This is a genomic window from Chitinophaga sp. HK235 (genome assembly GCF_018255755.1).
Classification (GTDB): domain Bacteria; phylum Bacteroidota; class Bacteroidia; order Chitinophagales; family Chitinophagaceae; genus Chitinophaga.
Genome location: NZ_CP073766.1, coordinates 2,953,736 through 2,965,448 on the forward strand (window position 1 = coordinate 2,953,736; position 11,713 = coordinate 2,965,448).

Below are 11,713 nucleotides of genomic sequence, written 5' to 3' on the forward strand. Positions count from 1 at the left end.
ATACATTCATGGCCTGCCGGGGCTTCTCCTTTTTTCTTAATTCGTAATTTTTTCCTATTTTAAAGAGTCCTAAAAACTATTAATGACGCTAATTCCACCAGCTACCTGCCCCAATTGTGGTAGCACACAACTGATACGTACTGTTCCCGAGAAAGATCCATTCAATGTAATGGTTATTTGCCATCACTGCCAACGGGTTATTTCAGAGGATACTCCCGCCGGCAAACCTGGCAAAGACATAAACACCACCGTTAAAGCCATTAACGAACGGTCCATACAATTATGCCTGAACAGCGGGAAGGTCCACGGGATCAAACATTACTACACAGAAATGAACAAACTTCCCGGCAGCCCCGGCACCGACCTGATGCAGGCTAAAACCGCCGTGGAAGAACTCCTGCAGGCCCGTGGCCTTACCAATGCCGTTAAAAAGCCCAACCGTAATGGTTGTGTGATCACCCTGATTGTCATACTGCTTATTATCGCCAGTATCGTCTATTTCTATAGCCAGCGGTAAACGACAGGCACTGCCATCAGGATAAAGTTTTACTTTCCCACCGATTTGGTGTATTTTTGTACTGTAATAAAGTAGATTACAGAATGAATAATGCCCGGTTTCCCATATCGTTACATATACTTACCCTCATGGCGAGGGAAAGCGGGACACTATTGTCTTCCGACTACATTGCCGGCAGCATTAACATCAACCCGGTACTGGTCAGAAAAGAGATCAGTAACCTGCGCAACCACGGCCTGATAGAAAGCAAGGAAGGTAAAAACGGAGGTGCCACACTCGCCAAACCCGCTGCCAGTATCTTGTTGTCCGACATTTATCATGCCGTACAACAGGCCTCCCTGCTGGGCAACAGCCGAAACCAGCCCAACCCGGCCTGCAGCGTGGGTAAACAGATAAACGCACACCTCAACAGTCTGTATGAAGACATAGAAGGAGCCCTGTTGCGTAAACTGGCAAACATTACGCTGGCCGATTTTTCAGGAAGATTTGAATGACATTTCGGATTTAGGGATTTATTGATTTAGGGATTTGAGTATATCCCCCAAAATCCCTGAATTTTTAAATCTCTAAATCAATAAATTTCTATGGACTTACACGGATTTCACCATATCACCAGTGACCTGAAAACCACTGATATAGCCATGCCCGTTATGTTTATCGGACACGGCAACCCAATGAACGGTATCAGCGACAATGCCTTTACCAAAGCATTGGCCAGCATGGGCCAGACCCTGAAAGACAAGCCCAGGGCTATACTTGTCATCTCCGCCCACTGGCTTACCAAAGGCACGCACGTGCTGGTAGCCCCACAACCTGAAACCATACACGATTTCGGCGGCTTCCCCGAAGCGCTGTACCAGGTGCAATATCCGGCACCCGGCGCACCGGAAGTGGCCAGAGAAACGAAAAACCTCATCACCTCCACCCAGGTAGTGGAAGATGAGCAATGGGGCCTCGACCATGGCGCCTGGACCGTTTTAAAACATATGTACCCGCTAGCGGATATCCCCGTGTACCAGCTGAGCATCGACTATCACCAACCACCCGAATACCATTTCAAACTGGCCGCCGAGCTGCAGGCACTGCGTCGTAAAGGCGTACTGATCATGGGCAGCGGCAATATCGTTCATAACCTCCGCCAGATCATCTTTACAGATAATGCCAAACCATACGACTGGGCTGTTTCCTTTGATGCGCTGGTAAAAGAGAAGCTGGAAAAAGGAGCTTTCCAGGACCTGATCAACTATCATACCCTCGGACAGGCAGCCCAGCTGTCTATCCCCACCAACGATCACTATCTCCCCATGTTATATACACTGGGACTGGTCAATAAAAACGAACAGATCGCATTCACCTACGAAGAAATCCAGAACGGCAGCATCAGTATGCGCTGCTTCCAGACGGTTTAATCTGATCAGTCAGCCCGCAGGCTCCGCACTGGATTGGCCAGCGCCGCCTTCAGCGCATGGTAACTGACAGTAAGCAGCGCTACTACGGTAACGCCTATACCGGTCAGTACAAATATCCAGATGCTGATGCCGGTACGATAGGCAAAATGCTGTAACCAGCGGTCCATCATCCACCATGACAACGGAAATGCCAGCAAAGCGGCTATCAGCACCAGCTTCAGAAAATCCTGCGATAACATTTTTACAATACTGCCTGTAGAAGCGCCCATGGCTTTGCGCACCCCGATTTCCCGGGTGCGCTGTACCGCCATAAAAGCCGCCAGTCCGAACAATCCCAGACAGGCAATAAACAAAGCCAGCACAGTGAACATCAGGAAAATCCTTTCCTGTTGTTGTTCTCCTTCATATTGCCTGGCAAAATCCTCATCTGCAAAATGATAGCTGAAAGCATGGTTGGCATCAAAACGTTGATATACTTTTTCAATATGTGCCAGTGCGGCCGGGATATTCTGCGGGCTTATCCGCACGTACAGGTTATCTTCCATCGCAGGGAAAGGCGCCATCTCCATTACCAGCGGTGCTATCTTATGTTGCAGGGAGTAGGTATGAAAATCCCGGACTACGCCCACGATTACACGTTCTGCCCTTGTGCCCTTGTTATCGATTTTAAACTGTACTTTTTTGCCCAGCGGATCTTTCAGGTTGAAGTTTTTCACCAGCGTTTCGTTGATCAGCGCGGCATGAAAACGGTCGGTATTACCCGTATCAGAGAAGTTACGACCGCTCCGCAGGGAGATACCCATCGTTTTCAGGAAATCGGCATCTACCATCAGACTTTGGGCCAGGATAGATGACTCAGAAATACTACCATCGTTTTGTTCAAAGAAGAAGCCGCTGGTCCCCAGATCGTTCCGGCCTATGGGGTTGCTGACAGCCGATACATCACGTATCAGCGGATTACCCAGCAGCTGCTGTTTGATGGCTGGAATGCTGCTGCGTGCATTCACATCATTCAGATGGAAGTACAGCATCTGTTCTTTATGAAAGCCCAGATCCTTGTGCATCACGTACTGTAGCTGATCATACGCCACCAGTGTGCTGGCCGTGAGTACAATGGCAATCATAAACTGAAAAGTGACCAGTCCTTTGCGGAAACCAGTATGACTGCTTCCACTTAAGCGTCCTTTTAGTGCATACACCACCCTAAACCCCGACATAAACACCGCCGGATAGATACCTGCCATCAGCCCCGTAAACAATACCAGTAACAACGCCGCTCCTATGGTACGGGCCACGCCAAACTGCCACAGCTGCAGCTGCCGGTGGGCAAATGCGTTAAAGTACGGCAATGCCATCGTTACCAGCCCCCAGGCAACAACTGCGGCGATCAGTGTCAACAGGAAAGACTCCGCCAGAAACATACGGGCTATCTCATCCCGCCCCGATCCCAGCGTTTTACGGACACCCACCTCCCGCACTCGTCCTGCAGCCCTTGCCGTAGCCAGGTTCATATAGTTGATACAGGCAATGGCCAATATCAGCAGCCCTACAAACAGGAACACATATACGTAGAGAATATTGCCATTGGCTCCCATTTCATATCCCAGACGGGAATACAGGTGGATAGCGGTAAGCGGCTGCAGCTCCATCTTATAGGCCACATCGCCCATATGCGGTTTTACATATCGTTCCCCGAAAGAAGGCAGCTTGTTTTCCAGCGTTTTTATATCCACGCCCGGGCGTAATAACAGGTAGGTATATACGTCGAAATTCTGCCAGCCGTCGGCATTGTAGTTGGCAGGCAGCACCCGCAGTGCGCTGAAGGCAAAGTGGGAATTGGCAGGCACATCTTCCATCACAGCACTCACCTGAAAAACGGTGGTACTGTCTTCCGTACGGATTGTTTTGCCCATGGCCAGCGCCGGGTCCCCGAATATTTTAGTCGCCAGTTTTTTTGTGAGCACAATAGCATTGGGCTGCTGTAAACAGCTGCCTGCATCTCCCTGCAAAAGAGCAAATGGCAGGACTTTCAGAAACGTGCTGTCTACAAAAAACAGGTCTTCCACCTGCAGCTTTTTCTCTCCATACTGAAGCATGCTACCACCATCCGTCAAAACACGGGTTACTTCTTCTATCTCAGGGTAATCCTTTTTTAACAATAATGCAAAGGGGGCTGAAGTAGTAGCCACATTGAGACTACCGCCGGCCCAGGTGGCGCTGTTTACCGCGCGGTATACCCGGTCTTTATCCGGAAAAAAATTTTCGTAACTGGTTTCTCCCAGCACATATAACAACAACAGCCAGCAGGTGGCCAGCCCAATGGCCAGCCCGGCAATGTTGATCAAAGCGTAATATTTATACCTGACAAGGTTGCGCCAGGCTATCAGTAGAAAATTACTGAACATCTTACTTCAGATTAGGGTGAAGAATACGTCTGCTCTTCTTTACCATCCTCACTGTTAGCCTTGTATCAAAAATATGCCACTGGTAGCTACCTATAAAAAGAAAGGACATATGTATAATTAAAATATACATATGTCCGTTTCCGATACACTTCCTGTTCGTTTATACTTTGAGAAGATCTCCCTCCTGTTGCACTACGTTATTGGCAATATTAACATCGATCGCTTTCAGGATCTCTTCTTTCATTTCTTCTGTAACACGGCTATAGCCAAACATCTTCGCAATAAAAGGCACTGCCTCTTCGCGTTGGATGGCAATAGCATCTTTAACTACTTTTTCAAGGGCTACCCCGATTTCTTCTACAGAAATATAACTGATTTTTCTGGCAGCAGCGGGTAGCTGGCTACGGTTGCGTACCACGGGCTCGGCCAATGCGGTCTCCCAGAGGAACTGCCCTTTAATTTTGATTCGTTTGCTGGCATCCGCATGTCTGACGGCATGGCGCAGGACTTCCCGGATACGGGGGCCTACGCGGGTAATACCGGCAGCTTCCACCATGCGACGGGCTACTTCATCAAAATGTACCGGGCTTTCAACGGCCACTACCTGTTCTATCCAGTCACACAGGCTGCCTATCGGAGTAGCATGAAATTCCTGGTCTTTGATCGTCTCCGGCAGTTCGGCTATTTCATACAACGGTGCATCTGTATCTTCTGTTTCCACGGTTTCTCTTTTCAGCAGCGGGGTAGCTTCTGCGATCACGTCAGCATCCACCTGATCGTTTATGGAAAGATCGGCACGTGCTTTTTCGATGGCTGCTACCAGACGGTCCAGTTCCTTGCCGGGATTACGGAACCAGTCGGTGCTCCAGATGCGGTGCATCTTCCAGCCGATGGCTTCCAGCATCTGCTGCCGCAGCCGGTCGCGGTCGCGGGCAGAGCGGGCCGAATGATAGGCGGCGCCATCACATTCGATACCCAGCACATAGCGGCCCGGAAGGTCCGGGTCTACAATGACCAGATCGATATAAAAGCCGCGGGAGCCGACTTGTTTTCTGACGATATATCCCAGCGCTTCCAGTTTGGCGGCCACATTTTCCTCAAACGGGCTGTCGGCCGGAAGACCTGTCTCTATCGTAGTGTTCAGCCTTCCATGCTGTGCATAGTAGAGGAAGTTTTTCAATGCCATGATACCAGTGCTTTTGGCCCTGTTGAGATCTATATCATCTGCAGTGATATTGGTAAACACCTCACAGCGTGATTTGGCGCGGGTGATAAGTACATTGAGACGACGCTCGCCCCCGTCGTTGTTGAGCGGACCGAAAGACATAGCCACATATCCTTCCTCCGTACGGCCGTAACCGATAGAGATAAAGATGACATCTCTTTCATCGCCCTGCACATTTTCGAGGTTCTTTACAAAGAAAGGCTCATCAGCATGTTGACGGAAAAAGGATTCCAGCTCAGGATTGTTGCGGCGCCGTGTTTCCAGCGCTGTGGTAATAGCTTCACGCTGGGAAGTGCTGAAAGCCACCACACCCAGGCTCAGGGCCGGATGACGGCGGGCATGTTCCATCACCGCATCTGCCACTATCTCCGCCTCCTTAGGGTTGGTACGGGTTTTTCCTCTGTCGTAGGCAGTATCTTTCAGATGATTGAACACCAGGCCACGGCTTTCTTTGGAACCGGGGCTGGGGAAGATTACCAGTTTATTTTCATAAAATTCATGATTGGACAACGTGATCAGCGATTCGTGGCGACTGCGGTAATGCCAGCGTAACATCCGCTGAGGCGCTCCCTGCGCATCACAGAGACCCAGAATACTCTGCATGTCGGCGGTAATATTTTCTTCGTCTTCCACTTCTTTGGTGAGCGTATCGAAGAAACTGGTAGGCGGCAGCTGTTTGGTATCTCCCACCACTACCAGCTGTTTACCACGCAGAATAGCGCCCAGGGCTTCCACCGGCCTTACCTGGCTGGCTTCATCGAAAATCACGAGATCAAACTCCAGCGAACCTGGTGGCAGGAAATTAGCGATAGACAAAGGGCTCATCATAAACACCGGCTTGATGGCCTGTATGGCCAGCCCGGCTTCTTTCATGAGTTTGCGCACCGGCATATGCCGCGCTTTTTTGTTGAACTCGGTGCGAATGATGTTTACCTGTCCGCCGGCATCGATACGGGGCATCTGCTCCCAGTGGCTGAGAGCGGCACGGGCACGGTTATATTGCAGGTTCGTAGTGTCGAGGCGGCGGAACTGCTGTACCAGTTCTTCATGACCGGCTCTGTCAAACCGGCGAAGCGCCGGCTGTGCCTTCACGGCTGTTTCCAACAGGTATTCGTACCATGTTTTTTGTAGAACAGTCTTCAGCAGGCGTGCTGCTTCCGGCCACTCCATCGAGGGGCTGATAAGGCAGGAAAAGTTTTCCTGTGTAGCCGTTTCCGTTATATTGTTCCAGGCAATGTTATGGTGTATTTCAGGCAGACGGTCTTTCCAGCTGACCAGTTGTTCAGCGGTGGCTGCAAAAGATTCCGGCCATTGATAAACCGGCATGTCCAGCTGCTGTAATACGCCGGCCTGCAATGAGGCAGTGCTGTTCAGCTGTTGCTGCAGACGATCCCTGTCAGTAGCCGCAGTGGCAGGGTCTATCTGCTGATGCAGGCAGTTCAGTATCTGCATAGGGCAGGTACCGGCAGCAATACGTTTATGCATGTCCGTTACATACGCTGCTGCAGTGTCCAGTGCGTCCCAGTCGGTTTGGTGTTTCTGCCAGCGTATACCGAACAGTTCACGGGCCAGGGCCGCATGTTCCTGTATCAACGCATCATGACGGCGATATTCCATGATGCTGTCTACATATTGCAGTTTGGTAGCATTATCTTTTGGCAGGGGTCCTTTACACAGGGCTGCCAGTTGTTTATTGCTGCGGTTATAAGCACCGATGAGGAACTTGTACCATTTGCCGCCATGTGCCAGCAGGTTCTGACGGACTTCCATCAGGTCCTGTGTGAAGGCTTCAGGGATCAGGGTATCCTGACAGGCAGCGTGAATAGCGGTATGCCGGCGGCCAGCTTCCAGCCAGGCAGCGATGTCCTGCTGCCGGATCAACCAGGATTGGCTGGCCGTGTTCAGTCCGTTAAGGTCAGGCTTGCGGGAAAGCAGGTCACAGATATTTACCAGCTGTGCAGCTGTTTTCATATCTGCTGGTGGGGTCATTCCCAGACTGCCGGCGATGGTAGCCAGCAGCTGCTGCAGCGTTTGCAAGGCCGAAGTGGTATCCTGCAGCTGTCTTTGCAGTGCGTCCTGCTGATGAGGCAACAGCACGGTCAATCGGCTGCCGCGGAATGCCAGTTGCGAAGGCATGCCGGCTTCCCGCAGGCAGGCCTGTATTCGCAGGGCCATTGCGGTGGCTTTGTTCATGGCTGCAGCATCCCAGGAGGCCATGTCCGGCGGGGTGATCGCTGGCAACTGCCTACCGGCTGTTTCTTCGTTTATCCGTAACAGATAGCCCGTTATTTGATGAACGGTAAGACCGCTCTGCCCAATCGGTTCATTCACCGACTGGCAATACTCATTCAGTTCCTGGCGGTGAGTATTGAGCAACATCACTTCTTCCCGAAGCTTATGCACAGAAGGACGTCCCAGCTCCAGCACGCGGCGGAGTTCCTGATGCAGCTCTTTTTTGCTGGCCTTATGGCTGTGCAGCTCCAGACAAGCTTCTCCCAATTGTATATTGTCCAGTCGGCGCTTTACTACTTCGAGTGCAGCCATCTTCTCCGCTACAAACAATACTTTTTTGCCTCTGCCTACGGCATCTGCAATGATATTGGTGATCGTTTGTGATTTACCGGTACCGGGAGGACCTTGTATCACCAGATGCCTGCCCTCCTGTACAGCCAGCATGGCTAATATCTGTGAGCTGTCTGCATCTACTACCTGGTACAGTTCATCTGCACGGGGCACATCATCGATAAAAGTATCTTCCGGCACACCGGGCTGATTATCTGAAAAGCCGCCGCCAAAAAGGCTGTTGATCACCGGATTTGTAAGCGGACCATTGTCTGATGGCCAGTTGCCTGCATCCAGATCGTTATAGATCATGAATTTGCCGAAGGAGAAAAATCCCAGTTCAATAGTGTTGGGTTCCACCTTCCAGCCAGACATACCTTCTATGGCCGCAGATACGGCGGTAAAATATTCGTTGACATCAAAGTCTTCTGTTTCCGGTAGTCCTGGTATCCCGATATTAAAATCTGCCTTCATCTTCGCTTCCAGCGATATGTTGGCTTCCACTTCTTCCAAAGTATATTTTAAGCGGAAACGTTCACGGACATCGGAACGGTCCAGCTGTACCGGTACCAGCAACAACGGCGCCTGACGCGCTTCTCCGCTGCTATCCACTTCATACCAATGCAACATGCCGAGAGACAGATACAGGATATTGAAACCCTGTTCTTCAATGCTAATCCTCGCTGCATAATAAGTATTGAGCAAACGCGTGTGAAGATTAACCTGCGATTCGTTGGTCTGTAACCGGGTATCATGAACCGCGTCTTTAGCAGTAGCTGCTTGCTGTTCTTCCTGGTATACTACTTCCTGTTGTGCAGTCTTTTTATCCGGACGGTCCAGGAAAGTCAGTGTTCTGTTTTCTTTCACCAACAGCTCATAAACAGCTGCCGATGATTCATCAACAATGTGTAACCCTTTGCTGGCCGGCAATTTATAATTTAACAGGGGATTTTTCAGACCCAGATCCAGCAGCTCTTTTCGGGAAGACTCCAGTCTGGTTAATATGGATGCAATCATAATAGCGCTAGAGAAATAAAAACGTTGCAAATATACTCCTATTAACGGTGCATAGCAGTAAATATTTGATGGTTATCTTATTTGATGTTATGAAATCAATCTTTCACCATCTCCCTGTCTATAAATCGAATATTTTTTAATACTTTGGTGCATTATCAACAAAGCATTACGAGATGCAAGTTCAACCCGGTAACCCGATAGACCACCGAAGAATACTGGAAGAAGTGACCCGTACCAGCATAGCACTATTGATGCAGGAACCTTTTTATTCCCACTTTTTTGCTGCCATCAACAAAGAAGTCACCAGCCCCGATGCAGAGGTACAAACAATGGCTGTAGGGCTTCGTGAAAGAGGACATACACTATACATCAATCCTGTATTCTGGGATCAGTTTTTTACGGATAAGCGGCACCGTTATGGTGTTGTAAAACATGAAGTATTACATATTGTATTTAAACATACACTGGTAAATGAACCGCAGGCCGACCGCCTGCTGGTCAATATCGCCATGGATATTGTCGTGAACCAGTACATAGACCCTACATTGCTGCCCACAGAATCTGTCTTCATGGAAAAATTCCCTGAACTAAACATGATTGCAGGTCAGACATGGCAATACTACTACGAGAAACTGGTACATCTGCGCGATAACCCGGATCAATACAAGGACTGTGAATGTGCCCGCACACTCTGCTCCATCACAGAAAACTCGCATGGCATGGAGCGACACAAAAAATGGAAAGAGATTTACGAACGCAACAAACTGTTGAAAGATCTCACGGATGTGGAGGTGGACAATCTTATCCGTATTGCCCGCGCAAAAACCAGCGAAAAAGGCTACGGCAGCCTGCCTTCCTCTTTCAGAAGTTATCTGGAATCTATCCTGATAAAAAACAAACCACTGGTAGACTGGCGCAGAGTGATACGGCTCTTTTCAGAGAGCAGCAGCAAAACCAAAGTACGCAATACGCTCAAACGCCCGTCCAGACGCTATGGCACCAACCCTGGCATCAAAATCAGAAAACAGAAAAAACTCCTTGTGGCGGTTGATACTTCCGGAAGTATCAACATAAAAGAGCTGGCCGTTTTTTTTAATGAGATACATCATATCTGGCGGCAGGGTGCAGAGATCATGGTACTGGAATGCGATGCCGCCGTACAACAGGTGTATACCTATAAAGGCATACCACCTGATTTTGTGATGGGATGCGGTGGTACCGACTTCAATCCGCCTATTCAATACGGTAATGAAACATTCCGGCCTGATGGACTGATCTACTTTACCGATGGTGTTGCACCAGCACCGGAGGTAATACCCCGCTTTCCGCTGCTATGGGTGATCTCCAGCGATGGCATCACACCTGATTCAGAAACATTCCGCCAACTACCTGGCAGAAAAGCCAGACTGATAGCTTCCTAAATAATTATTCGAGAAAACAGTATGTCAACAAAAACACCGCAATTCAACTACATCACCTACGGATCAAAAGTAAATGCCAGCCAGGTAGAGAAACTGCTGGAGCATGTGACCCATCAGCATTTCGACAACCCTGAACATGCCGGCAAACGCAGGCCCACCCCCGTTTGTATCTGGGGCATGCACGGTATCGGTAAAACGGAAATGGTACGCGATTTTGCACTGAACAAAGGTTACCAGTTTGTTTATATAGCCCCCGCACAATTTGAAGAGATGGGCGACCTGCTGGGGATGCCCAAAATATCCCACCAGGGAGACAATACAGCCACTCAGTTTATCGCACCCGACTGGGTACCCAAACAACCCGGCCCCGGCATCTTCCTGATAGACGACGTAAACCGTGCCGACGACCGTATCCTGCGAGGCATCATGCAGCTGCTGCAAAACTATGAACTGGTCAGCTGGCGCTTTCCACCGGGATGGATGATCATTCTTACCGCCAACCCCGACGGCGGTGATTATTCCGTATCTACCATGGATGATGCAATGCTCACCCGCATGATGCACATGACCATGGAATTTGATGTCAAAACATGGGCACGCTGGGCAGAAACAGCCGGTATCGATCCCCGCGGCATCGACTTCATCCTCACCTATCCGGAAGTCATCACCGGAGCCAGAACCACACCACGTTCCCTGGTACAGTTCTTCCAGTCACTCGAAACCATTCCTGACCTACAGGCAGAACTGGACCTGGTGAAAATGCTGGGCGATGGCTGCCTCGACGAAGCCACTACCACTGCGTTTATCACCTTCGTGAACATGGACATGAACAAAATCATCTCCCCGCAGGAAGTACTGGGTGCACCTAAATTCCAGATCATGGAAGCACAGATAAAAGCATTGGTAGATGGTCAGACAAAACGAATGGACATCCTTTCCGTGATGATGACCAGGCTTACCAACTATCTGCTCAACATCAAAGAAGATCTGACAGAAAAAGAGTTCGGTAATCTGAAAGCATTTATCCTGCTGGCATTTATTCCTAACGATCTGCGGCTGGCAATGGCGCAGGAACTGGTGAATGCTCCCAATAAGAGCCTGAAAAAATTATACAGCATTCCTGAAGTGGCCAAACTCTTACTCGCAAAAATGTAACC

At 49.6% G+C, this 11,713-nt stretch carries 7 protein-coding genes; 5 read left to right on the forward strand and 2 right to left on the reverse strand.

All coding sequences use genetic code 11. The features are described 5' to 3' along the window. Positions 1-82 precede the first annotated feature (82 nt). The 3 genes from KD145_RS10170 (at position 83) to ygiD (ending at position 1,926) form a co-directional block, all read left to right on the forward strand. On the forward strand, positions 83-517 hold the full coding sequence (locus KD145_RS10170) for a hypothetical protein (RefSeq protein WP_212005784.1): 435 nt from the start codon (positions 83-85) through the stop codon (positions 515-517). 83 nt (positions 518-600) lie between these two features. Beyond that, complete coding sequence (locus tag KD145_RS10175) at positions 601-1,011, forward strand: Rrf2 family transcriptional regulator (protein ID WP_212005785.1); 411 nt, start codon at positions 601-603, stop codon at positions 1,009-1,011. 90 nt (positions 1,012-1,101) lie between these two features. Continuing rightward, entirely contained in the window at positions 1,102-1,926 is an 825-nt protein-coding gene (gene ygiD, locus KD145_RS10180) for a 4,5-DOPA dioxygenase extradiol (protein WP_212005786.1), read from the forward strand. 5 nt (positions 1,927-1,931) lie between these two features. Here the strand turns inward: ygiD and KD145_RS10185 are convergent, their stop codons facing one another. Both KD145_RS10185 and KD145_RS10190 read right to left on the reverse strand, forming a co-directional pair. Continuing rightward, entirely contained in the window at positions 1,932-4,331 is a 2,400-nt protein-coding gene (locus KD145_RS10185; RefSeq protein ID WP_212005787.1) for an ABC transporter permease, read from the reverse strand. Between the two features lie 160 nt (positions 4,332-4,491). After that, positions 4,492-9,135, reverse strand: coding sequence for a DUF3320 domain-containing protein (locus KD145_RS10190; RefSeq protein ID WP_212005788.1), 4,644 nt, complete (start codon positions 9,133-9,135; stop codon positions 4,492-4,494). Between the two features lie 173 nt (positions 9,136-9,308). Between KD145_RS10190 and KD145_RS10195 the strand changes: the two genes are divergently transcribed. Together KD145_RS10195 and KD145_RS10200 are read left to right on the forward strand one after the other, a co-directional pair. Further along, positions 9,309-10,556, forward strand: a complete 1,248-nt coding sequence (locus KD145_RS10195) for a VWA-like domain-containing protein (protein ID WP_212005789.1) — start codon at positions 9,309-9,311, stop codon at positions 10,554-10,556. Between the two features lie 21 nt (positions 10,557-10,577). After that, positions 10,578-11,711 carry an AAA family ATPase gene (locus KD145_RS10200; RefSeq protein ID WP_212005790.1) on the forward strand — a complete coding sequence of 378 codons (1,134 nt, stop codon included), beginning with the start codon at positions 10,578-10,580 and terminating at the stop codon, positions 11,709-11,711. Positions 11,712-11,713: the final 2 nt, after the last annotated feature.

Coding starts and splice junctions, on each gene's coding strand:
- KD145_RS10195 (WP_212005789.1), top strand. CDS start 9,309: ATGCAAGTTCAACCCGGTAACCCGATAGACCACCGAAGAATACTGGAA.
- ygiD (WP_212005786.1), top strand. CDS start 1,102: ATGGACTTACACGGATTTCACCATATCACCAGTGACCTGAAAACCACT.
- KD145_RS10200 (WP_212005790.1), top strand. CDS start 10,578: ATGTCAACAAAAACACCGCAATTCAACTACATCACCTACGGATCAAAA.
- KD145_RS10185 (WP_212005787.1), bottom strand. CDS start 4,331: ATGTTCAGTAATTTTCTACTGATAGCCTGGCGCAACCTTGTCAGGTAT.
- KD145_RS10190 (WP_212005788.1), bottom strand. CDS start 9,135: ATGATTGCATCCATATTAACCAGACTGGAGTCTTCCCGAAAAGAGCTG.
- KD145_RS10175 (WP_212005785.1), top strand. CDS start 601: ATGAATAATGCCCGGTTTCCCATATCGTTACATATACTTACCCTCATG.
- KD145_RS10170 (WP_212005784.1), top strand. CDS start 83: ATGACGCTAATTCCACCAGCTACCTGCCCCAATTGTGGTAGCACACAA.